Annotated in this window: 22 protein-coding genes; 9 read left to right on the top strand and 13 right to left on the bottom strand. The window is 38.2% G+C overall.

Annotated features, from left to right (window positions below; genetic code table 11):
* The first annotated feature begins 26 nt into the window (after positions 1-26).
* The 8 genes from EWU23_RS04340 to EWU23_RS04305 all read left to right on the top strand — a co-directional run bounded on the left by EWU23_RS04340 (position 27) and on the right by EWU23_RS04305 (position 7446).
* Positions 27-359: a type II toxin-antitoxin system RelE/ParE family toxin gene (locus tag EWU23_RS04340; RefSeq protein WP_166229228.1), complete on the top strand. Its 333-nt coding sequence runs from the start codon at positions 27-29 to the stop codon at positions 357-359.
* Positions 360-384: 25 nt separating this feature from the next.
* On the top strand, positions 385-1476 hold the full coding sequence (locus EWU23_RS04335) for an ImmA/IrrE family metallo-endopeptidase (protein WP_166229226.1): 1092 nt from the start codon (positions 385-387) through the stop codon (positions 1474-1476).
* A gap of 340 nt (positions 1477-1816) precedes the next feature.
* Positions 1817-2146: a nucleotide pyrophosphohydrolase gene (locus EWU23_RS04330; protein WP_166229224.1), complete on the top strand. Its 330-nt coding sequence runs from the start codon at positions 1817-1819 to the stop codon at positions 2144-2146.
* Positions 2143-4329 (top strand): DNA/RNA helicase domain-containing protein, encoded by a 2187-nt coding sequence (locus EWU23_RS04325; protein ID WP_166229222.1) that lies wholly within the window; start codon positions 2143-2145, stop codon positions 4327-4329. Before EWU23_RS04330 ends, EWU23_RS04325 begins: the two co-directional genes overlap by 4 nt.
* Positions 4330-4631: 302 nt before the next feature.
* On the top strand, positions 4632-5810 hold the full coding sequence (locus EWU23_RS04320) for an XRE family transcriptional regulator (RefSeq protein ID WP_166229220.1): 1179 nt from the start codon (positions 4632-4634) through the stop codon (positions 5808-5810).
* A 5-nt stretch (positions 5811-5815) separates the two neighbouring features.
* Entirely contained in the window at positions 5816-6304 is a 489-nt protein-coding gene (locus tag EWU23_RS04315; protein WP_205753079.1) for a DUF4411 family protein, read from the top strand.
* Positions 6305-6405: 101 nt separating this feature from the next.
* Complete coding sequence (locus tag EWU23_RS04310) at positions 6406-6600, top strand: hypothetical protein (protein ID WP_166229051.1); 195 nt, start codon at positions 6406-6408, stop codon at positions 6598-6600.
* Between the two features lie 315 nt (positions 6601-6915).
* Positions 6916-7446 carry a DinB family protein gene (locus EWU23_RS04305; RefSeq protein ID WP_166229216.1) on the top strand — a complete coding sequence of 177 codons (531 nt, stop codon included), beginning with the start codon at positions 6916-6918 and terminating at the stop codon, positions 7444-7446.
* 52 nt (positions 7447-7498) lie between these two features.
* Here the strand turns inward: EWU23_RS04305 and EWU23_RS04300 are convergent, their stop codons facing one another.
* Together EWU23_RS04300 and EWU23_RS04295 are read right to left on the bottom strand one after the other, a co-directional pair.
* Entirely contained in the window at positions 7499-7951 is a 453-nt protein-coding gene (locus EWU23_RS04300) for an SRPBCC domain-containing protein (protein WP_235942147.1), read from the bottom strand.
* 87 nt (positions 7952-8038) lie between these two features.
* A complete protein-coding gene (locus EWU23_RS04295; RefSeq protein ID WP_166229214.1) occupies positions 8039-11659 on the bottom strand; it encodes a family 78 glycoside hydrolase catalytic domain in 3621 nt (1206 codons plus the stop codon).
* A gap of 592 nt (positions 11660-12251) precedes the next feature.
* Between EWU23_RS04295 and yiaK the strand changes: the two genes are divergently transcribed.
* Positions 12252-13280: a 3-dehydro-L-gulonate 2-dehydrogenase gene (yiaK, locus tag EWU23_RS04290; RefSeq protein WP_205753078.1), complete on the top strand. Its 1029-nt coding sequence runs from the start codon at positions 12252-12254 to the stop codon at positions 13278-13280.
* Positions 13281-13289: 9 nt separating this feature from the next.
* Here yiaK and EWU23_RS04285 read toward each other — a convergent pair whose 3' ends face one another.
* From EWU23_RS04285 to EWU23_RS04235, 11 genes are all read right to left on the bottom strand, one after another.
* Positions 13290-14405, bottom strand: a complete 1116-nt coding sequence (locus EWU23_RS04285) for an AEC family transporter (RefSeq protein WP_166229212.1) — start codon at positions 14403-14405, stop codon at positions 13290-13292.
* Between the two features lie 10 nt (positions 14406-14415).
* On the bottom strand, positions 14416-15603 hold the full coding sequence (locus tag EWU23_RS04280; protein ID WP_317164290.1) for a pyridoxal phosphate-dependent aminotransferase: 1188 nt from the start codon (positions 15601-15603) through the stop codon (positions 14416-14418).
* A 659-nt stretch (positions 15604-16262) separates the two neighbouring features.
* Positions 16263-17831 (bottom strand): M56 family metallopeptidase, encoded by a 1569-nt coding sequence (locus tag EWU23_RS04275; protein ID WP_166229210.1) that lies wholly within the window; start codon positions 17829-17831, stop codon positions 16263-16265.
* Positions 17821-18192 (bottom strand): BlaI/MecI/CopY family transcriptional regulator, encoded by a 372-nt coding sequence (locus EWU23_RS04270; RefSeq protein WP_166229208.1) that lies wholly within the window; start codon positions 18190-18192, stop codon positions 17821-17823. Before EWU23_RS04270 ends, EWU23_RS04275 begins: the two co-directional genes overlap by 11 nt.
* 176 nt (positions 18193-18368) lie before the next feature.
* Entirely contained in the window at positions 18369-19745 is a 1377-nt protein-coding gene (locus tag EWU23_RS04265; RefSeq protein ID WP_166229206.1) for a Gfo/Idh/MocA family protein, read from the bottom strand.
* Positions 19745-20902 (bottom strand): Gfo/Idh/MocA family protein, encoded by a 1158-nt coding sequence (locus EWU23_RS04260; protein WP_166229204.1) that lies wholly within the window; start codon positions 20900-20902, stop codon positions 19745-19747. Before EWU23_RS04260 ends, EWU23_RS04265 begins: the two co-directional genes overlap by 1 nt.
* Positions 20903-21087: 185 nt before the next feature.
* A complete protein-coding gene (locus tag EWU23_RS04255; RefSeq protein ID WP_166229201.1) occupies positions 21088-21501 on the bottom strand; it encodes an OsmC family protein in 414 nt (137 codons plus the stop codon).
* 137 nt (positions 21502-21638) lie between these two features.
* On the bottom strand, positions 21639-21947 hold the full coding sequence (locus EWU23_RS04250) for a rhodanese-like domain-containing protein (protein WP_166229199.1): 309 nt from the start codon (positions 21945-21947) through the stop codon (positions 21639-21641).
* Between the two features lie 58 nt (positions 21948-22005).
* Positions 22006-23685 (bottom strand): PQQ-dependent sugar dehydrogenase, encoded by a 1680-nt coding sequence (locus EWU23_RS04245; RefSeq protein WP_235942146.1) that lies wholly within the window; start codon positions 23683-23685, stop codon positions 22006-22008.
* Positions 23686-23742: 57 nt separating this feature from the next.
* Positions 23743-24204 carry a hypothetical protein gene (locus tag EWU23_RS04240; protein WP_166229197.1) on the bottom strand — a complete coding sequence of 154 codons (462 nt, stop codon included), beginning with the start codon at positions 24202-24204 and terminating at the stop codon, positions 23743-23745.
* On the bottom strand, positions 24204-24764 hold the full coding sequence (locus EWU23_RS04235) for a pyridoxamine 5'-phosphate oxidase family protein (protein ID WP_166229195.1): 561 nt from the start codon (positions 24762-24764) through the stop codon (positions 24204-24206). The genes EWU23_RS04240 and EWU23_RS04235 overlap by 1 nt, the downstream gene beginning before the upstream one ends.
* Positions 24765-24827: the final 63 nt, after the last annotated feature.

Below are 24827 nucleotides of genomic sequence, written 5' to 3'. Positions count from 1 at the left end.
TTTCGTTAATACTATTTATATTTGTAGTGGAAATACTTTACAAAAGCAGGAAACTTGAAAAGCAATTAACCGATCCCAAAGAGATGGCCAAATCCTTTGGGCACTTGGCCCGCCAATTAAACCAAAGACTTAAAGACCTAGCAGCTGCAGAAAATTTAGCGGTGATGCGAGCCCTGCCAGCGGCTAGATGCCATGAGCTGACAGGAGACCGAAAGGGAGAATTAGCTGTGAATGTTTCTACTAATTACCGATTGATTTTTGAGCCAAATCATGAACCCATACCCCAAAAAGCTGATGGAGGATTAGACTGGGGAAATGTCACCCGAATTCGGATTATTGACATTGAAGACTACCACTAAAACAAAGAACAAGAAAAGAATCAACATGGCAACAGCACTCGAAATAGCCAAATCACTACTCTCCCCTCCTGGTGATACCATTCAGGAGCATATTGACTTTATGGGCATGAGCCAAGCCGAGCTTGCTGAAAGAATGGGCAGACCTAAGGAAAAAATCAATGATGTCATTAAAGGAAGAGAACCTATTTCTACTGCCACGGCCTTTCAATTGGAAAAAGTGCTGGATATACCAGCTAGTTTTTGGCTTAACAGAGAAAAGACCTACCGCCAAGAACTCTACGAATTACAACAACGAGAAGAACTAGAAAAAGAAAAAGACTGGCTGGATGCATTTCCAATCCATGAAATGCGAAAATTGGGATGGTTACCCAACACAAAAGAGAAGCATATATTGGTTGACAAACTCTTGAAGTTTTTTAGTGTCGCATCAGCTGACGAATGGAAGCGGATTTATGTAGATGAGCAGGTATCTGTTGCTTTTAAAATTTCATTGGCACACACCCAAAGTCCTCACGCTATTTCAGCCTGGTTACGTCAAGGTGAATTACAAGCCAAGGAAATTAAAATAGCCGAGTTTGATAAAAAGAAATTCAAAGACGCATTGACAGAAATGAGAGAACTGGCTTTTTTGATGCCTGAAAATTTTACCCAATCATTGCAAAACATGTGTGCTTCTTGCGGCGTGGCGCTGGTATTTACGCAAAACTTACCAAAAGCCCCAATTAGTGGAGCAACACGCTGGTTTCACAACAAACCGATTATTCAAATTGCAGGTAGGTTTAAAACCGACGACCATTTTTGGTTTACTTTTTTCCATGAAGCAGCACACATTATTTTGCATGGCAAAAAGGATATTTTCTTAGAGAATGTAGAAGGAACTGAAATAGACCAAGAGAAAGAACAAGAAGCCAATACCTTTGCTGCCAAACTTTTATTGCCAGAACATGCATGGCAACAAATCCTAGATGCTGCTCCATTAAGCGAAGAAATGATCCAAGCCTTTGCGCATAAATTCCGAACACCAGCAGGGGTGATCAAAGGACGGTTGCAACAAATAGGGCTCCTACCATTTCATGTGGGTAATGGACTTAGACAAAAAATTGTTTTGTTTAACTAAGAAATATTGAATTAGGTATCAACAATACATAAGCCTTAGAAAAATAAAATTTTCAATTTGTCTATATGAGTTTAAGTGGGTATTGTATCAGTGTCGGGATTTATAATTCATTTTTTTTCATACGCAAAACTCATAAAACTGTTCAGTTTCCCAAAGACACGTACTGAATTTAAACTAAACAAGGAACTTCGATTTATCCTTTCAATTTTCTATCTTCAGAAAATACTACAGTACGAATCTATTTCAACTACCAACATTAACCATTGTATAATTTGTCAAACTTTTGTTGCGGAAATAGCGAATATAAAATTACCTTGACAATACATAAACTAAATATGTAATGAAAGAAAGCGAAGAAATAATACAAGCACTTTTGAAATTCAGAAATGAAAGAGATTGGGAGCAATTTCATAATCCAAAAGATTTAGCCTTGGCAATAAGCATAGAATCGTCTGAACTTTTAGAATTATTTCTTTGGAAGAAAGCAGAGGATGCAAATACTGATAAAGTAAAAGAGGAACTTGCTGATATTTTTTCATTCGCCTTTTTACTTGCTGAAAAATATGGGTTAGATGTTAAGGAAATTGTATTCGACAAAATCAAAACAAATGGAGAAAAATATCCAGTAGATAAAGCAAAAGGTACAGCTAAAAAATATACCGAGTTATGAGTTTGAATAATGTATTTGAAGTAAAGCGATATGATTTCAATTCAAACTTATTCAATGAGTTTCAAGATCTTCATTATGCTAAAGATCTTTGGCCAATTGTTTATATACTTAGTGATGGGGCAATAAAAGAAGCTTATGTTGGTGAGACAACTGATACATATGCTCGAATGAACAGCCACCTGAAAAGTAATGCAAAAAATAAACTTTCCTCTGTTCATTTAATCTCTAGCGAAAAATTCAATAAGTCAGCAACTCTTGATATTGAATCTAACCTTATTAAATATATTTCAGGCGATGGTCAATATAAGTTAATCAATGGAAATGTTGGCTTAGCAAATCATAATTATTATCAAAAGAAAGAAGTTTATTGGGATATTTTTAAATCTATATGGGATAAATTAAGAGCCGAAGGAGTTTCAAAACATTCCATTGATTACATTGACAACTCTGACTTATTTAAATACTCTCCATACAAAACTTTAACTTCTGAGCAAAGAAGTGGATTGTTAGTCATATTAAATAATCTTTTGAAAGATGAGTATAGGGATTTCATAGTTGAAGGCGGAGCAGGGACAGGTAAAACTATACTAGCAATATTTTTATTCAAACTACTAAACACCAACAATGAGGATTTTAATTTCAAAGAATTTGGTGAAGATGAGACCGAATTTATAGACCTAATCAAAAATTTAAAAAACAAATATCCCAGTCCTAAAATGGCATTAGTAGTGCCAATGTCGTCATTTCGAAATACTCTTAAAAAGGTATTTAAAAATATCAAAGGTTTAAACTCAAATATGGTTATTGGGCCTGCAGAAATTGCAAAAGAAAAATATGACATTGTTGTTGTTGATGAATCTCATCGTCTAAGAAGGCGTGTTAATTTGGGTGCATATTTCGGAGCATTTGATGTCGTTTGTGAAAAGTTAAATCTTGATAGATATACCTGCAGTGAACTTGATTGGATTCTTTTACAATCTAGTAAATCCATATTATTCTATGATGAAAATCAATCTATAAAACCCTCCGATGTAAAAAAGGAGGATTTCGATTTATTGAAGGTTAAAAAGGATACAAAAGTTGAATCGCTAAAATCCCAATTTCGAGTAAAAGGAGGTAATGATTATGTCCGATATATTGATAATATTCTGAATTGTTCTATGTCTCCTCAGTCTGAAATGTTTAATTCTAAAGAATATGAGTTTATTCTTTTCGACTCCATTGCAGATTTAGTATCACAAATAAAACTAAGGGAATCAGAGAACGGGCTATCTCGTTTAATTGCAGGATTTTCATGGCCATGGATTTCTAAAAATGACAAATCCTTATACGACATTAAAATTGAAGGGGAAGAATTACAATGGAATAGAGTTGCAGACGATTGGATCAATTCCCCAAATGCAATTAATGAAGTAGGGTGTATTCACACAACACAAGCCTACGATCTAAATTATGCAGGAGTAATTTTCGGAAATGAAATTACTTATGACAAGGAAAAGGATGAGATTGTTATCATAAAAGAAAATTATTTTGATAGAAATGGTAGTGTTGGTATTTCTGATATAAAAGACTTAAAAGCCTTTATAATAAATATTTACAAAACAGTAATGCTAAGAGGCATAAAAGGTACTTATGTATATGTATGCGATAAAAATTTGAGAGAGTATCTCTCAAAACATATTACGAAGTTTAAGCTAGAGAAACCTGCTTTAAAAATTCCAAAAATTGAAGTATTACCTTATATCAATTCCGTTCCAATTTATGATTTAAAAGTAGCGGCTGGAAATTTTAGTGAATTACAAACTGTATCAGATTGCGACTGGGTCGAAATTCCACCAAGATATAAACCATCTCCGGATTTATTTGCTTGCACCGTAATTGGAGAATCGATGAACAAGGTTATTCCTAACGGTTCTATTTGCTTATTTAGAAAGTATTCAGGTGGTTCACGAAATGGACAAATAGTTTTAGTAGAACATACTAATATTCAAGACCCTGACTTTGGCTCTCGCTATACCATTAAAGAGTATAGAAGTAAAAAGACAATAAATGATGACCAATGGGGTCATGAGGCTATTATTTTAAAACCTCTTTCGTATGATTCAGAATATGATGACATCATAATTGAACCTGATGAGTTAAGTGAATTAAAAGTTATTGGAATATTTGAATGTGTATTATAGAAAAATGCCTCTACCAAAGTCTAAACATTTATGGTTAACCAAAATTTTGTTCTCTGCATCAACATTTGTGGTGAGAATCGCCAACTTCGCCAAGCCTTAATCAGTTAAAAACAATAGAAAACCATGCTACAAGATCAAATTAAAAATTTAAAAAAGAACTGGCTGATTTAGTAACAGAAAATGTCGCATTAATTGAAGACTTAAAAAAAATGGCTCCTTTGCCAAGCTAAAAAACGAAAGCTCCAACAAAACATTTGTATTTTGACAAAATCGATCTTAAAGTTTGTAATTTTGACAGCTATATGGCAGACAAAGCATACATAACACCCAATGTTCTGAAATGGGCAAGAGAATCGGCAAAAATGACCGAAGAAATTGCTGCTGCTAAAGTTTCTGTGCCCGTTGATAGGCTGAAGGAGTGGGAAGCGGGAATAAGTCAACCAACTATCAGACAAGCACAAACACTTGCTAAAACATATAAAAGACCTTTTGCTCTATTCTTTTTACCCGAAGCTCCTCGTGACTTCCATCCACTTCAAGACTTTAGGAAATCGGGCTCAAAATCACTGACAACTTCTTCCATTTTTATTATCAGAGAAATCCAACAAAAGCAAGCATGGATTAGTGATGTATATTCAGAAAACCAAGAAGAGAAATTAGTTTTTGTTGGTCGGTTTTCAATAAATGATAATCCACAAACTGTAGCAAAAGACATTCTTGACACATTAAAAATAAATCCCGCTTCCTATAAGACTGATAACCCAATTAAAGAATGGATTGATGCCGCAGAAAAAATGGGCATTTTCGTTTCAAGGACCAGTTTTATTCATTCCCGACTCAAATTAGATTTGGAAGAATTACAAGGTTTTGCAATCGCTGACCCACTTGCTCCATTTGTTTTCGTAAATTCAGACGACTGGAATGCCCCACAACTGTTTACACTTGTCCATGAGTTAGCACACATTTGGATAGCAGAAACAGGTATTTCCAATGAAGTTGAACCTGACTTAAAACTCAAAGACAAATTTCATCCAATAGAGTTGTTCTGCAATGAAGTTGCAGCTAATGCCTTAATACCAAAAGAAATTGTTCTGAGTTTTGATTCAAAATCATTTCAAACCTCTAAAGATGTTTTTAAAGTTGCCAAGCAATTAGGTGTAAGTTCATTTGCTCTCTTGGTTCGTGCTTTAAATCTAAATATCATTTCAACACCAGCATATCAGAAATTAAAAAAGCAGGCTGATATTGATTATGCGGAGTATTTGAAAAGAGAAGCAGAAAAAAAAGCTAAACAAAAGGAAAATGATAAACCAAGCGGACCAAACTATTTTTTGCTACAACTAAATAGAAACAGTAGATTATTTACACAAACAGTTTTAGATGCATTTCGTGGCGGATATATCGAGCCTACCATGGCTAGTAATCTGTTAAATGTTCAAGTAAATAAATTTTCAAAACTCGAATCACAATTATTTAGATGAGCACAATGGCAAACAAATATTGTTTGGATGCCAATGTGTTAATCCAAGCTTGGCAAAAATACTACAATCCAAAATTTTGCCCTGATTATTGGAAAGTCTTAAATGAACTTGGCAAAAATGGAAAGATTTTTATTCCCGAATTGGTATATGAAGAAATCATTAGAACTGAGGACGACCTCTCAAAATGGCTGAAAGGGAGTAAAATTCCAATCCAAAAAATAAACGAACCCGTTACAATACATATTAGAAAAATTTTAGAAGATTATTCCCAATTAGTTGATAATACAAAAGCTCGTTCATTAGCTGACCCTTGGGTGATTGCACATGCTTTGCACGAAAATGCAACTGTTGTTACCAAAGAAGAAAAGGTGACTGCCCTAAACTCAAATAAGATAAAAATACCTAATGTTTGTGACAGCATGGGAATTAGATGGATAAATGACTTCGAATTTATTAACGAATTAGACATCAAATTCCAATGTTCTTTGACTTAAACAAAGACAGAAAAGAAGTATTGGTTTGGAAAGAAATGAAGTCTTCCTAAGCAAAGAAGAATTAATGAAGTTTTTACAAATGATTGAAAACGACTTTCACCATGGAAATAGCTGAACTAGAAAAAATGTGGGAAGAGTTTGGAGATATACCTATAAACGATATTGATGAAATAGAATTTGGTTTCTATTGTTGGGAAAAAGGAACTTCCCGTTTTGATATTTGGCATTGGTTTGACGAAAAGTTGCCAAATGGAATCGCTGAATATGTAATTTATAGTATAGAAACAAAAGGGTAAAGAAGTCATTTTCATCAATACCAAACTTTATAATTTACTCAAGAAGGGATAGAAATAATGTGTACCATATATTTCAATTATGGTACATGAAGATAAAACGTGAGACATTGGGGGCCATAATAAATAGTTGAAAGGGAATAAAATCCCCCTGTTCATTAACCTAAACAACGACAGATAAAAAGCACGAACCTCTGAAAAAGGTTTTGACTTGTACCCTTCCAAGCAGCTTGTAAGTAAAAAACAATATTCCCCCAATTCCTTTGAAATTTGACTTCTTTATTGGAATATTGACGATTCAACCAACCTAAAAAAATCATGAAACGTTCTCGTTTATTCTTGTCACTCTTATTTGTATTAGGCCTATGCCAAATGGCTGTGGCTCAATCGTCTGTTGATGCTATGGTCAAAGATTGGGAAAGATCTAAGGCTTATACCAAAGAGTATCTAGATGCTATGCCAGAATCTGGCTATGCCCTAAAACCCACTCCTGAAATGCGTTCTTTTGCAGAACAAATGCTACACTTAACCGATGCCAATTATGGCTTTGCTTCGGCTGCATCCGGTGAGAAAAGTCCCATTGCTATGGGTGCTTCGGAAAAGTCGACCGACAAATCAAAAGCCAATGTAACCCAATTGGTTATGGATGGCTATGATTTTGTCATCAGTTCTGTCAAAAAAATGACGGCTGCTCAAATGACGGAATCGGTTAAAATGTTCGGAAGATTCGACATGACCAAGGACGCTGCTTTGGCTAAATGCCTGGAGCATCAAGCACATCACCGTGGTCAAACGACTGTGTATATCCGTTTGGCAGGAGCTAAACCTCCACAAGAGAAATTGTTCTAGTCAAATCGATAGACAAACAGAAAAGGCAACCTCATTGGTTGCCTTTCTTATTTTATGCGGCTAACTGCTCCACGTACTTTTTGAAATTATCCAAAATCATTTGCCAACCCATTTTTTGCATTTCTTCTGGATTTTCATTTTCAGGATCAAAGGACTCTTTAACTATGGTGCTGTCTCCCTCTGAAATAAACTGGACACTCACTCGGCGCCCATCTCCTAGGGTAATTTCTAGGTTTTTCAAGGGTTCTATTTGGCTAAACGTGCCCCAAAAATCAAAGCTGAATGAACCATCTTTGGCAGCCATTATATAATGAAACTCTTTCCCTATTTCTAAGGTATTTTGAGCCTCAGGACAATGCCAATCGTCGCTAGCGAAGTTCCAATGCTTCACATGTTCGACTTTGGTCCAACAATCCCACACTTGCTGTACGGAAGCTTGAATGTTGGCGGAAACTTGAATTTGTGTCATATCTTGATGTATATCTGCCGTGAATTTATCAATCATTTTGATTTTATCCTTTCCTCTCATCCTTTTCCACCAAAAAAAGGCGATCCTTACGAATCGCCCTTAGTTGATTAATGGCGGGGTATTCTAGTTAAGCGGACTGACTTTGAACTCATAGGATCCTGAGTTTAATTCCATTTCTAAGAAATTTCCTTCTTGCTTAATCCCTGAAATTCCTTTGGATTTTGTTACATCTTGACCACCTTCTGTCACCTTGGCCGAACTAGCCGGAAGTTTCAAATGTGCCGAAGTATTGGCAGGAACTGTGAATTGATAGCTCATTACATTCCCTTCATTTTTCCACTCACTTGTTACTTTGCCATACATGGTTTCCACATAGCCTTTGGCAAAATTGATTTTACCCGATACATCCGGTGTCGGTTGCAATTGGAAGTGCTTAAATCCTGGCGAAGCTACATCGCGTTGAATTCCCAAGGAAGTTTGGTACATCCATGCCGCAATGGCCCCAAAAGAATAGTGATTGAAGGAGTTCATGCTATTATTTCCTCCAAAACCATTTTCAATGGTATAAGAATTTAATCTTTCCCAAATGGTCGTGGCGCCATTCGCTACCGAATACAACCAAGAAGGATAAGTTCTCTGCGTTAATAAAGCATAGGCCACATCATGCTGCTGATTATTGGAAAGCGCATCGGCAATGGAGGCCGTTCCAATAAATCCAGTCATTAGGGAATAAGGAGGGCGCGCCACTCCTTCATCGTCTTTGTTAGATCGTTGTACCGTTTCCACCAAATGCTTCAAGATGAAGGGTTTATTGGTTTCATCAATCACGCCCAATGCCAAAGGAATGGCATAAGATGCCTGCGTATCCATCAATTGTCCCTTGTCGGAAACGGGAGGCGTGGCAGGTGCTGCAGGTGCCGCTCCCGGAGGGCCCATGCGTGCTGCTCTTACTCCCGATTTCACCGTTCTGTGTGTATTTGGGTCGATGTAAATGGCATTGATTAATTTCTTCTTGCTTTCGTATTGGGCAAGGTAGGCGCTTTCGTCCGACTTATTTCCTAAAATACCTGCCACTTGCGACATGATTTTTAGGTTATATGCCTGGTAAGTCATCCAGAAAAGGGTATTATCATTTTTGTTGTTTTCTGGGCTCAACCAATCTCCTAGTGGTCCTTCATTAACAATACCATTGGCTGGATCCATTTTCGTTTCCAAAAATGCCACATAGCGTTTCATGGCATCGTAATGCTCCATCAACATATTCTTATCTCCGTATTGTTGATACGTTTCCCAAGGAATGATGATACCCGCACTTCCCCAAAGTGTTCCTCCAAATCCTCCACCCATCGGGGCTACATCAGTAAAACGACCGTCGGCACGTTGCACATCACGCATCGCCAATAGATGACGGCGCATGAAATTATTCACTTGAGCCATGTACGTTGCTGTTTTGGAGAAGACATTGATATCCCCACTCCAGCCCATTCTTTCGTTTCTAGCAGGAGTATCCGTTGGAATAGAAAGGAAATTTCCTCTCATGGACCACGTGATGTTATTCCACAATTTATTCACCAAAGGATCAGAACTTTCATAGTAGGAACCTATGTCCTGAATGGAAGAAAGCACCAAACCTGCCACTTGACTTAAAGCAGGCGCTTGATCCAATCCCGTAATTTCTAAATAACGATAACCATGGAAAGTAAATCGTGGTTGTATGTATTCATCTCCACCCTTTAAGATATAGACATCTTGTGCCAATGCCGCACGGATGTTTTCCAACATGATCATCCCTTTTTGCGAAGCATATTCAGGTAAATCAGGATACAGTACTTCGGCAAAACGTAAGGTAATGGTTTGACCCGCTTTTCCATTAGGAATGAATATTTTAGGAAAACCCACCATATTTTGCCCCATATCATACACATACACGCCTTTTCTTGGCTCATGCATGGACTTCGCTTGCATCACTTTTCTCACTTGAACGGCATCATCCAATTGACCAACCAGCTTCATATCTTTGTAATTCAAAGCATTTGGTACATCTCCTACATAGGCCGATCCTTCTAGAGAAATTTTTGCAGCAGGCTTCCAACCTTTCGCTTGGAATGAAGTGGTAGACCAACCCGCAATAGCGGCTTCTTTACGTGCATCATATACTTCTCCTTGGAAGAAACTACCGTAACGGATTGGGCCATCATTGCTATAAGTCCATTTTTCTGGATTCGTGGTAATGATTTGTTCGGTACCATCAGTATATTGAATCACGAGTTTAGCTAGTAAGGACTGGCGATCTCCAAAGAAGTTCCAGCTATCACCGCTGAACGTAATATTACCACTCCACCAACCTTCGCTTAACCAAGCTCCCCAGGCATTTTCGCCTGATTTAATGAGTTTAGTCACATCATAAGTTTGGTACAAATGTGTTTTATTGTATTGCGTCAAACCTGGATTAAAAAAGTCTTTTCCTACTCGCTCACCATTGAGGTATAATTCATAAATACCACGAGCAGTTGAATAAATACGTGCTTGTTTGATGGCTTTATTGGGAACACTGGCAAATTGCGTGCGTAACATAGGAGCGGCAAATCGGCTTGGATTGGCACAAACCAATACATTTTCTGAAGAAGCCGAAATTTGGAATTGTTTCCCATCCCACTGAATACCCCCTTGCGTAAATAGGCTAGGGTTTTCAGCTGCATCAAATAAGGTATTACTTGGGTATCGGAAGTTTTTAACCAAGACCCCAGAAAATAAGGCTTTTTGATTGGCTGGGACCTGAAATCCAATGTCAGATAACATTGGGAAACTGATGAAGTTGTTTCCTCTACCTACTGGATTCAGATTAAGTCCCGATTGGCCTCCTCCTCTGGGTGCAGCAGCAGCTCCAGCAGGTGCTCCGTTTATTTTGTGAACTGGGTCTATTTGGTCGATATAAAAATCAAAAACACCAAAATTACATTGGGCAAAAATGGTATGCTTCTGGTATTTGCTTGCGGGAGAAATAAGAGATTTAGCTATTTTAAAACTAGCAAAAACCTTAGTTGGGCTATCCTTTTTGTCGTAACCTACGCGATATACATTTAGCTGGGCTAATCCTGAATCTGACTCCGCCACACGGTTAATATCCAATTCCAATTGAATGTAGGAGGCATTGGGACCGCTGGCCACATCCATGATATTCAAATTTCTGTTTTGCAATCGAGGGTCATTTGCTCCAAAAACAAAGGATGCTTTCGTGGATTTAGAGGCCTCATCCAGTTGTATACCAAATTGGATTTTGTACATGGATAAATAATGAGAATACAGCGGCAAGTCATTTTCGCCTATCCACTCAGCGCCACTCCATCCTTGTGCACTAGGATTTAATAATCCTGTTTCAAACCAAGAAGATGCCGAACTTACTTTATTTTGTTGATCCCAAACCTGAACGGTCCATTGGTATTTTTGAGACGCTTGTAAGGCCAAGCCTTCATAATTGATTCCTAAAGACAGGGGAGAGTTTACTTTTTTACTATCCCAAGTGACTTGGTTTTTAGCATCTCGAACAACAATCCGATAGGCATATTGTTGATTTCCTCTGGATTTATCTTGGGACAGCATTTGCCAAGATAATCGGGGATGCTGTTCATCCAATCCTATGGGTTGGGATTGATATTCCACTTTCAACTGATGCAAGGAATTTTGAGCCTGCAGATTTACTAAACTTAAAAAGCTTAATAATACGTATAATACATGTTTTTTCATCAATAGGGATATTTTCATTCAATATGAAACCAATATTTTAGTTGTGAAAGTTAATTCGATGAAAGACAAGTTTTAAGCGATAAAATTATCCTTAGTCTAATAAGGATAGTACCCCAATCACGGTGGCTTCGAGAGCCTCAGCCACCTAATTAAAATTATATTCACTCTCCAATCATGGTGGATTCGAGAGCCTCAGCCGCCTAATTAAAATTATATTCACTCTCCAATCATAGTGGATTCGAGAGCCTCAGCCGCCTAATTAAAATTATATTCACTCTCCAATCATAGTGGCTTCGAGAGCCTCAGCCACCTAAATACTAGTATATTCCCTCTCCAGTCATGGTGGATTCGAGAGCCTCAGCCACCTAAATACTAGTATATTCACTCTCCAATCATAGTGGCTTCGAGAGCCTCAGCCACCTAAATACTAGTATATTCACTCTCCAATCATGGTGGCTGAGGCCCTCGAAGCCACTATGATTGCTATTTTATATGGAGTATTACAGGAAAATTCATTTGCCCATGAGGAGATTATATCCTTTTACGTCTTCTTTCTACATAACTCTCTATATCTTTAATATACAAACTAGTTATGATGAAAAGAATTGCATTTGATGACATGGTTGAGACCATAAAACAAGCATTTATACTGGCGGGCTTACCAGAAGATAAAGCCATAATTTGCGCTAAAACACATGCAGAGACAAGTCGGGATGGGGTATATTCTCATGGTTTAAATCGGGTTGAGCGTTTTTTGAATTTTGTCTCCAAAGGCTGGGTGGATGTGCACGCAGAACCCAGTTTGGATGTGAATCTTGGCTCCATTGAAATATACAATGGAAATATGGGTATAGGTATTACCAATGCCATATTCGCGATGGAGAGGGCGATGGATATTGCCAAGCAATATGGTTTAGGTTTGGTGGCTTTAAATAATACCACTCACTGGATGAGAGGTGGCTCTTATGGCTGGCAAGCTGCTGATAAGGGCTATATGGCCATCTGCTGGACCAATACAGAATCCTGCATGCCCGCATGGGGTGCCACTTCGGGTGGAATCGGGAATAATCCGTTCATCATGGCCATTCCGCGCCAAGGCGGTCATGTTGTTTTTGATATGGCGATGTCTCAATATTCCTATGGAAAATTAGAAACCACTCGCTTAAAGGGTGAGAAGCTCCCATTTCCAGGGGGATTTGATCAGAAAGGAAAACTCACAGATGATCCTGCTCCGATTGAAGCCACACGTAGAATTTTACCTACTGGGTATTGGAAGGGATCCGGATTGGCTATCATGTTGGATTTATTTTCAGCCATTCTTTCCAAAGGCAGAACCACAGCTGATATCGATTTGGTAGGAAAAGGGGCCTGCGGAGGATGTTCTCAAGTATTTATTGCGATTGACCCCTTAAAAATCAATGATCAAGCCTTTTTAGATCAGGCCCTAGAAAACACCATATCTCAATTAAGAAATTCGACGCCAGTAACAGAAGGAGGAGAAGTGAATTATCCTGGAGAAAGATCCCTTAAAACGAGATCCGAAAATATGCAATTGGGCATCCCGGTAGATGAAGGTGTTTGGAATAAGGTGCTGGGATATAGTCAAGCTAAAATGCCCTAAGGCTTAAGTCTAATGTGCTTCTTTAAAGTTTCTCCAGGTAGCTTTCACTTTTTTGAATGCTTTCAAGTTGGGGATAATGCTGGCCCCCATCAATGTGAGTGAGAGTAGTCCAAGATTACTGGTTTCTGCAAAAGTTTGACCAGAAGCTAAAACTCCAATCACTAAAATGGTGGATAATGGAAGCGAAATGGCTAATGTCAATAAGGCTAAATTGGCATCAAATGTTTTTCGATTTTCAGAAACTTCATTCAATTCTTCCTTATGGTGAATAGCCGAAATATGGGCAAATGGCCAAAAACTACAGGCACTTAAAGGAACTACGACGGATAATAAGATCATGTTGGGGTCATGGATACCCCATACTAAAATGACCAATAAACTAAAAAGTAGACTAATGCCCGCTCGGAAAAATAAAATGGACAGTATCATTTTAATCTCTTTTCCTTCTCTTATTTCTACGGCCATTCCTATATAGATTAATACCAATGGGCCCATTAAGGTACTGGCTCGGGAGAAGATTTCCTGGATGACCAAAGGTAAAGTACTCATATGAAAACCCATGGAAAGAAATACGATGGCCAATAACATGATCACATTGATGGGCTCTTTGATCAGACTCCATAAAAAATCTTTCATGCCTTTTTTATTCCTGATAGTCCCTTCTTGCTGAATAGCCATGTGCATTTTCAATGAAATGTAATACAAGAAATTAAGGGCAAAGAACTTATTTCCTACGTCAGCCATGGCCGCCAAAGCCAAGGATTCTCCTCCCAGAAATTCGGAAATAAATGGAAAGCTGGACAATCCAGGAGCCAATGAAGGAAGTAGCATCGTTAAGGTACGACTCGCAGGTGTACCTTTGGCTATACCAAAGAAAGGTAAAAAATAGGGTGCTGAAAGAAATATAAAGAAGTTAAAACACACCAAAATAATAGGATAGATTAGCAAGCTCAAACTCATCTTGATTCCCATCAAAGCGATGAATACCGTGGCAGGAAGTGCTACGGAGAGGATGACTTCTTTTAAGCCCTGAATTTCTGATTTGTTTTTAATTTTCTTACGTAGGGCTATGCCTAAACCGATTAGGAAAATGAGCGTCAGTGTCTTTTCAATAGCATCAATCATAACAAAAATTTTAAGCGAGCTCTTTCAAAGATGTGACGAAATATTCCATTTCAGCCATGGTTCCTATGCTGACGCGACAATACGGTTTATTTAAAATATCAAAGGAACGCACCATTACACCTTTGCTGGCCATTTTACTCAAAAAGGTCTTGCCTTCCATTTTAATAGGGAAAATCACAAAATTGGTATAGGAAGGAATGTAGCTATAGCCCAGAGAACTAAGTTCTTGATACAAATAGTTTTTACATTGGGTATTAAGACGCTTCGTCATGGCTTGGAACTCTTTATCTTGTAAACTAGCAATAGCGCCTAAGACAGACGTATGGCAAATCCCCATTCCTCCACGAGTTATTTTTTCAATTTTACTAAGAAATTCTGGTTGCGCTACCGCATATCCCACTCGCAAACCTGCCATTCCCATGATCTTGGAAAAGGTTCTAGCTATGATGACATTTTTCTTTTGTGCCAATAGAGAAACCATGCTAGCAGTGTCGCCCTCGGCAAGTTCTAAATAAGCTTCATCGATGAAAATAGGAACTTTAGCCGATACTCTTGAGCAGAAGTCCATCAATTCATTCGCTGCCATAATGGAACCTACGGGATTATTGGGATTGCAGATATATACCATTTTGGTGTTGGAATCAATGGCGGCCTCCATCGCTTTTAGGTCATGGGTCCAATCCGACTTACAAGGAATGGCTTTCCATGTAGCACCAACAGCTTCCGCTACTCGAATGAGCGACATGTAGGTGGGATCAGCCGAGACAATATTTCCCCCTTTAGCAAATAAAACAATGGCCACTTTTTCCAATAAATCGGAAGAGCCTGGTCCCATCATGATATGTTCTTTCGTCACTCCTTCTTTTTTTGCCAACATATCCACCAAAGTGGCTAATTCCTTCCAAGAATAGCGATTACCACCTGAAACCGACTCGGCTACAGCTTTTCGGGCACTTTCTGGGGGACCGTATGGATTTTCGTTGGCATTTAAACGAGCTATCATAGCTGGCACATTAGGTCGCTCATCCAACATGTACTCGCGCATTAATGGACTGTAATACAATCGATTTTCCGAATCTAAAGGGAAAGAGCTATGGGAAAAGGCTCCCAAACTCAAGTGGGGGGCAAGTGCTATTCCGCCCATGGCGGCTAGTCCAGACTTTAAGACATTTCTTCTGCTAAAGGATGTTTTCATCATGATTGAATTGTATATAAATGCGCTGATATTCTGAAATATGTACTCATTTCTGAGTTTTCATCATACATACAGGAGAAAACAAACCAAGTACCTAAGCTGAGCCTTTGGCAAATTTGTTTCTAAAATTCTCGAGAGTTGACCAATGAAGGCATCCATTCTCGGAGAATATATATACGCCCAAAATGTTCAGTAGTGGGCGTATAAATTGTATTTATTGATGAATTATGCTGAAATGTAGCAGGATTATAGAACTCTTCCTTAGCATTTTGGCATTTTTTTAAAAAATACCTGAAAAAACATGGGAATATCCCAAATTTTAAACAAAAAATGTAAAAAAATAACGATAATTAGAACTAATCAAAAAATACAAACTCAATATTTAAAGTTTTAAATTAGCCTTAAAATGAATTAAAAATTGCTAATTAAATAATTATCAGTTTTAAAAATGGTCAATTATTGAAAATAAATTTTAAAAATTACAAAAATAGGTTTTAATCATTTTTTCAAATTTATGGTATTATTTCCATGTGCAGATTTCCCTCTACATGATTTTTTTGTCCGGAAAACATATGATGACTGGGAAATAAATATGTGCTTAAACGGTAATAGCCTGATGAAAATCACCGGCTATTACGAATGCTAGAAATCACTTTTTACTTTTACTTTCCTAAGGAAAAAGCAATGGGTTGAACGATTTTAGAAGAGATATTGGCATCATGATTCTTGGCTGGAATCCATTTACCTGAATCCTTGATGATGCGAATTGCCTCTTCCGCTAAACCATAACCAGGGGATCTTAATACACTGATATCGGCAATTGTTCCATCGGCAGTCACCGTAAATTGAACATAGGCCTTTCCGGAAATATTCGCTTTTTTAGCTTCTTCAGGATATTTAAGATTAGCGGATAAAAAGGCTTGAAACGCAAGGGGGCCGCCTGGAAATGTGGCAGGTTCTTCCACGATCGTATTGATATTTTGGTTGATCGAAATATTCGTAGTAGCATTTTTCTTGGTAGAGATTTCCACCACACCATTGATCCCATCTTGTCCATATTTTTCATTGGCCATAGCCCCTTTCAATACATTCACAGATTGGATATCATTGGGGTTCATTTTATTTAGAACCAAAGCTCGCTCGATCTTTCCATCGACTACATACAAAGGATTGGCAGGAGGAACTGGTGGAACAGCAGGAACTGCAGGAATTGCTCTAACGGACAAGGGCGGCGGTGGAGGCGGAGGCAAATCCTTGTTGGTCGTTTTTTTGCCTTTCATGGGTTTACTTGGAGCATTTCTGATAGAAATACCAATTTTACTAGTGCTTAATTCTTCGTTTTTCTCTTGAGCGGTCACTTGGATAGAGAAAATAAATATAGCCAATGCCGCCAATGGTAGCGCTAATACCTTTCTCAGGTAGGCATATGGGGTATTTTTGGATGTTGTTAACATGATAATTCTTCGTTTAATGGATGAATAATAAAATGAGTGTCCAGGATTTAAAAAGTGATTTCCGTAATGTGATTGTAAGATCATTTGGGCAAAAGCATTCACGTTATTGCTTCCAACAGCTTCTTGGTCCGCAATAAATTCATGGATGTTTTGCAATTCTTTATGCATGAGCCAGTAAAATGGATTGATCCAACATACTGAAGTGATGATTTGACAGATAACCCGATCAATGGTGTGTTTTTGCTGAATATGCGTTAATTCATGCTTAAATATAGCTTGACCATTGGGTTCAGAAATAGAGATGGATTTTTTCCAAAAGAGGAATTGGAGAAATGAAAAGGGAGCATCCTCTTCATCGGTCTCAATGAACTGAAATCCATCCATGTGAATGCTTGGATTTCTTCTTTTCATCTGATAAATCTTAACAACTTGATATAAGAAGTAGCTTAACAAGCTTACAGAAATCAAATAAAAAGTCCATATTCCATATTCCAACCAAGGTAAATTCAACCATGAAAATCGCTCGGGAGTGGTGCTTGCCGATGCAGCAATTAAGTAAATAGCTTCCCCTGCTCCTGTAATTTCCTTTTCATCTACGGAAAAAAAGGAGAACTGGAGGATCGGAATGACCAAGCTAATTAGCATACTGGCCAATAAATAGAATCGATTGTAGGTGTGGAAGCGAGTATTCCGAAGTACCAATACATAATAGCCATAAAATATCCCTGATATTAGGCTACTTTTCAAAAGATAGATTAATAAGGCATTATTCATCATCGCTTTTAGATTTTAATTGGCTTAGTAACAATTCTAAATCTTCAATAGACATCTGTTTTTTATCAACAAGAAAGGAAACGACATTGGTATAGGAACCCTCAAAAAACGATTCTGTCAAACCTGCAATTCGCTGACCAGAATATTCTTGCTTCGTGACTTTTGCAAAATAGAGATTGTTGCGATTGGGATTACTGATTCCCACAAATTCTTTTTCTACCAATATTTTTAATAGCGTAGCAATGGTATTGGAATGGGGCTTGGGCTCGGGTAAATTCTCAATAATATCTTTGAGAAATCCGCCTTCTGGGAGAGTCCAAATTACCTGCATAATTTGCTCTTCTGCTTGGGTTAGTTTTTTCATAGCTGTCCTTTTTGTTTGACCAAATGTATAACTAATTTTTTAGTTACAAAATATTTGTAACTATTTTTTTAGTTAAAATTTGTCATTTTACGAAACAGTCAAAAACATGAAATAAAAAACGCCCCTGATTTTCGGGGCGTTTTTATTCATTCAGATGGACCTCAAATCCTATGTAACTAAAATTTTATACGGTCTGTACCATAAGGTGCTCTTTGGGTACGACTTAAATAACGATTCGCTTCTCCGTCATTGATAAATTGCTCTTTTTTAGCATCCCAATTCAGCTTACGCGGTAATTTCATAGCCACATGGGTTATCAAACAAACGGTACAAGCTCTATGTCCAATTTCAATAGGCGAGATAGGCTCTTTTCGGCTTTCTATACAATCTAGCCAGTTGCCATGTTGCTCATCAGAATGATATAAACGAATCTCTTTCTCTCCAATCACCGATTCCAAAATCGCTGGATTGGACGCATCAATGGCTTTGGCTCTTACTTTAGAGGTAGGATCACTAGGAGTTGCCGAGTAGTCGCCTCTGGAAACAAATATCCAACCTTCTGTTCCTTCGTATCGAATGCCATTCGGGAAGCCTCCGCTGGTATACATGGTTATACCATTGGCATATTCTGCTTTTGCCATAAAATCTCCATGTACATCCCAAACACCCGATTTAGGGAATTCGGCTACTGCCTCCACTGAAATAGGGCCCGTTAATTCCGTATCCATACCCCAAGCGGCAGAATCATAGTGATGCTGTCCCCAACCTGTAATCATTCCTGCACCAAACTGTTCCATCCGTAACCAACCTGGTCTATCATAACCTACTTGAGGATGAACACTCAATTCAGTATAAGGGATGTAGGGAGTTGAGCCTAACCACATATCGTAATTGAAACCTTTGGGCACTGGCATAGCTTGTACTACAGGGCCACCTGGATCTCCTGGAAGTCCCACTTTGACCGTATGTAATTTACCAATCCGGCCATTTCTAACTAATTCCGCGGCTCTCCTAAATTGGCTACTGGAACGTTGCTGAGTTCCAACTTGTAAGATTCTGCCTGTTTTTTTGATGACCTCAGCTAATTGACGTCCTTCTTTAATGGTTAAAGATGTGGGTTTTTGTAAGTAAACATCTTTACCGGCTAAGGCTGCTTCCATGGCAGGTTGCGCATGCCAAAAGTCCGGTGTACTGATCATCACCGCATCAATGTCTTTATTCAATAACATTTCTCGGTAATCATCGTACATTTTAACGTCGATGTAATTGCTTTGACCCGTCTTCTTGGTATAATATTCTTCTACTAATTTTTTGGTGTCTACCGTACGATTTCTGTCCAAATCACAAACGGCCATAATTCTAGCCTTTTCATACCTCCAAGTACTCGGTAAATCATGTGTACGAGCAATACGCCCACAACCGATTTGGCCAATGTTAATTTTATTACTTGGAGCATCTTTTCCTCCCAAAACGTGGGCAGGAACGATGGTAGGAAAGCCCAATGTACCTACGGCACCCAAAGCGATGTTATTGATAAATTTTCTCCTTTTCATTATTTCGCTGATATTTTAGTAGCTTGTTTTTGAGCGATGAGTGCTAGTTCGGTGGCTAGGAAACAGTGGTCTTGAGTCATTGCCGTTTCGGTTCGATTTAACACATCATTCACGAGTAACTCTCCATGTGGAAGCTCCACATTCTTACAGTCGATATACAATGTTTCTTTGTTTGTCACTAAATACAAATGACTACCTGTACCGTGAGATGAAGCGATATCCGTATTTTTCCGAACTTCCATATACCCTTCCGTTCCTAAAATGGTGAGTCTTCCATCACCCCACGTATTTAGCCCATCTGGCGTAAACCAATCCACACGGATATAACCTGAACTTCCATTTCCGCGTAGCATTAAATCTCCAAAATCTTCAAAATTGGGATATTGAGGGTATTTATGATTAGCTACTTGGGAGGCTACTACTTGTCCTTCCGTAGATTTAGTAAAATGCAAAAACTGATCAACCTGATGTGAGCCAATGTCCGTGATGATCCCTCCGTAATATTTCTTATCAAAAAACCAGGAGGGTCTAGAAGGAATACTCATGCGGTGAGGGCCCGTTCCTAAAGTCTGTACTACTTTCCCAATAATCCCTGTTTGAGCTAATTGACTAGCCTTTTCCGTCGCTTTATTTTCAAATCGCTCAGAATAAGAAATGGAATATATTCTTTTGGTTTCTTTTTGGACCTTGCGTACTTCCGCCAATTGATCTAAGCTAGTAATGCCCGGCTTATCCACCATGTAATCCTTACCGGATTTCATGACCCGAATACCTAATGGTGCTCTTTCCACGGGAGTAATGGAGCTAAGGACTAATTGAATGGAAGGGTCTCCTAAAATCTCAGCTTCACTTTTTACCAATTTAGCCGTAGGATATTTTTTAGCAAATTCCTTGATGAGATCTGGTTCTTTCGCATAATAAGATACGAATTCCCCTCCTCCCCGAATGATGGAATTGGCCATGGTATAAATATGACCATGATTGATTCCGATAACACCAAATTTTAAACGTGGTGCAATGATCTTTTCTTGAACTTTAGGAACAAACAAGGAAGTGCCATCTTTGATGGGAGAATGGGTGGATGGCATAAAAGCTAGACTTGATAAAAGGCTGGCATCTTGTAAAAATTTCCTACGGTTGGAAGCGTTTTCTCTCATGGGATAAATTCCGGTTTTGTGATACTATTTCTAAAAGTAATAATATTTGTTTTCTTACTGATATGATCCCTGTTTTTAATAGAGGGGGAAAGAAAAAGGCTTAACATGTTAAGCCTAAAAACAATAAAACGTGAAGATAAAGGCTTAACATGTTAAGCCTTTTAAATACCTGAAGTATGTTTGGATTAAACTGTCAAAGTTGAGTCCACCACAATCGTCGTTTTTAGTAATCGAGAAATAGGACAATTGGCTTCTGCATCTTTTACTTGTGCTAAAAAAGTATCTTGGTCAATGCCCGGCACGGTAGCCTTTAATATCAATCGAGATTCAATGATAGTACCTTCTTCCATTTTAATTTCTCCTTGTACATCCAAAACTTTTGGAGGAAATCCAGCACCCGTTAGGTTAAAACTTAGCTTCATGGCAAAACAACCCGCATGGGCAGCGGCTACCAATTCTTCGGGATTGGTTCCTATCCCATCTTCAAATCGAGTGTTGAAAGAATATTGGGTATGATTCAATACGCCACTTTGAGTGGTAAGTACTCCTTTACCTTCTTTCCCCGTTCCTTGCCAAACGGCATTTGCTTTTCTTATCATGACTTTTTATTTATGTTTTGAGACAATCAATATTTTCCAATATTAATCTATTTCTCTTAAAATTAGTCCATCTAAGAGCCGCTTATTTCAGGAAATCTTTGAAAGAAATTTTGCTGCTATATAGAAGATGAATACATTTATACTACATGGTTTTTTTCAAACCATTCATTGGTACCGCCTTCTAAAAACTTGGCTTGAAAACCCAAAGAAATTAATTTTTGAGCAGCCTGTTCTGATCTTCCTCCACCCTTCCCACAGATAGTCACTAAAGGAACTTGATTCCCGTTTTCAGGTAGACCCATGGGAAGGTCTTCCCCAGGTATATGAATCGAATTCGGAATGTGTCTAGCTTCAAATTCCTCTTTGGTTCGAATGTCTACAAGAAGTAGTGCTTCTTGATTATGTAAACTTTCAATAAGAGAATCAATCGATATGAATGGTACCATGTTTGCGTAAAATTTCAACAAAGTAATGACAAATTGAAATCATTGGGTGTGATATTTATCACTTGGAAGGGACAATTTGGTATAACATGCCATCAGCTTTAGTGATGATATAGATTTCCCCATGCGCATCTTGACCAAAGCGTAAATCTACTTTATTCGCTTTGACCAATTCTTTCAATGTGATGGGCAAAGCATCCAATTGCATTTTCAATTCACGGATGCGTGTTTGAGTCCCTTCTTTGATTTCTGAAATAGGAATATAGAAAACTCGACCGCGAACAATTTCCCCAAAAATGTATTTTCCACGTAAACTCGGGATGGCTTTTCCTGTATATTCAAAACCTCCCATGATCGCATTTCCTTCATCGTGATCAAATTGGGCAATGGGGTAGGTATACCCAAATTGAGCATCATTTTTAGGAAGAAGAAATACGGTATTGGTGCTCATCGTTGAATCAATGGCAAAAGTACCTTCTCGCAAAGGCCAGCCATAATTTTTCCCTGGTTTTAACATGTATAAGGATTCGATATGTCGTTGGCCAATATTGGATACAATGATTCTTCCATCATGCAACCAAGAGATGCGATTGGGGTTTCGGAAACCTTGAGCAAAAACTTCATCCAGTCCTTTTTTTCCTACAAATGGATTAAAGGTAGGAATGCCGTATTTCCCATTTTGACTATTTCTCCCCAAAGGGTCTATTCGGAGAACTTTACCCCAAGCATGCTCAGGATTATTGGGAATAAAGCCTCTTCTTTGTTCCAATGCTCCTCCATCTCCTAAGCCGATGTATAGAAGACCAAAATCAGGATCTCCTGGTTTGGCATAAGGATTAAAGGTGATTTCTTGCATGCCATGCACTTGGTCAATGACATTGACACGCATAACTTCTCGAGACTTTCCGCTTAACACTTTTGCACTAGGGTCGTCCATGGTCCATTCGGTGATTATCCATTGCAATTTTACGCGGAGGCTATCTCCATAGGTAAAATCGGAAGGGCCTTTGATTTCTGGTTCAGTATGGGTGGTATAAAAAAGCTTATTTTGAGCAAAAAGTGGATGAAAAGCAAAGCTCCCTAAACCGGTAGCAAATCCCGGTTTATTGGTGAAATGTGGGAAATGCTTGCTTATGTCTAAAAACTCGCTTAACTGGTTTTTATCATCTACTACATAGATTTTACCCTGTAAATCAGAAATAATGCGCTCCTTGCTGATGGGGTGAAAGGTCATTTTATTAATACGCGTATTCACCTGAGAAGTATAGGTAAATGGGAATTTTAATATTTTCTTTAGGTTAATGGTTTCACCGGAAAATTGGATTCCCTCTTTTATCGGATTTTCTAAAGCTAATTTTTCTTTTTTTCCTATAATCTTGGGACTAGGTTTCTCTAAAATATAGGCAATCACATCTTGCAGATCTTTGGGATCAAGGTGACTGAAACTTGGCATATAGGATTTGAATTTTTTGTACTTGTCTTGTGCTCTGGCCACATTGGCGTCAATTAACGCTTTCGGATTATTGATGAACTCTAATAGATATTTTTTATCCACAATTCCCTTTAACCCTCCTAATTGCGGACCAATCCCGTCATCTTTAAAGTTGTGACAATTAGCACAATGTAGCTCAAATACTTGGGCCCCCTGAATAAGGTTTTGAGAAAACCCTTGAAATGGAATAAGGAAAAAGATAAGTAGACTGACTCCTAAACGAATAATAGCTGGTGATTTAGCGGGCATTTTCATGTATAAATTTAGGCCAATGGAGGCTTTCAGATGCAAGGAAAGAAATTTGTTTTAATTACGCATCCTTGCCTTTCCTTCTTTCGACATGATATGATCAGGATTCCTTTTCAAGCTTTTAATGAAATGGACGTTTCTAAAACGCAAAGCACTCCAGTCTTCGTCGATGGCAATTTGACTAACGGGTTCAAAGCCAATTTCTCCCATGGGTTCCCAGCCTTTATCTCGGTTAAAATCACAGGTGTATTTCTTGGAGCTTCCCTTGGGATAACACATCCAAATCATGGCATCTCCTACTATTTTATCCAGACAGGCTTGAGCAAACTGTTGGATTTCTATTTTTTGGGTAACAAAAACGATAGCATAGTTCATTTGATTTACCTGATCAATGGATGTTATCAAGATGGTACCATCTGGCAAATGGCTTAAAGTTTGCTGAAAGCTTTCAGGAGCTTGAAGAACAAGGATTTCTTTTTGCTCTTTGAATGCCAATTTTTTTAACACAGGATCCATCATCACGATTTTTTTTGAAGACTTAGGTCAGTAGGTAATCCATCTAAACTGGTCATATTTTTCTCCACCATATACTGTTCCAGTTTTTCAGAACCCATTTGATTTGCCCAAGTAAAATGGATATCTCGCTCTCCTCGATAGTCGTACATGGGCACACCATATCCACAGGAGGTTTGAACTAAATCTATTTTGCCTACGATGATTTGCCGTGTGCTAGGAAAGATCGTAAAATGTGGTGCATATTCATCCCAAAGTGGAGAATTAGGTAATACGGCAAAGCCTTTCCCATATAAACGCAGGATATTGGGGGTTTTGTCGAAAGAGCAAAACATGAAAGTTATTCTTCCATTTTCCAAGGTATGTGCCGAGGTTTCATTTCCTGAGCTGATGATATCCATGTAAGCAACAGTGTGCTGATCAATGACCCGAAAAGCTTCTAAGCCTTTGGGGGATACATTCACTCGGCCATCCCCTTGAAGTGGTGCAGTTCCTACGAAAAAAAGATGCTGTTGCCCAATAAATTCTTGATGTGCTTCAGAAATAACGTCATAAAATTTGCCCATATTCTGCCTTTTGATTGGGACAAATATAAAATTTAATTCTGTCCCGCAATGGACCTTTTATCA

Source organism: Aquirufa beregesia (assembly GCF_011090385.1).
Taxonomy (GTDB): domain Bacteria; phylum Bacteroidota; class Bacteroidia; order Cytophagales; family Spirosomataceae; genus Aquirufa; species Aquirufa beregesia.
The sequence above is the reverse complement of the archived record's forward strand: the minus strand, read 5'-3'. Positions and strand labels throughout refer to the sequence as shown.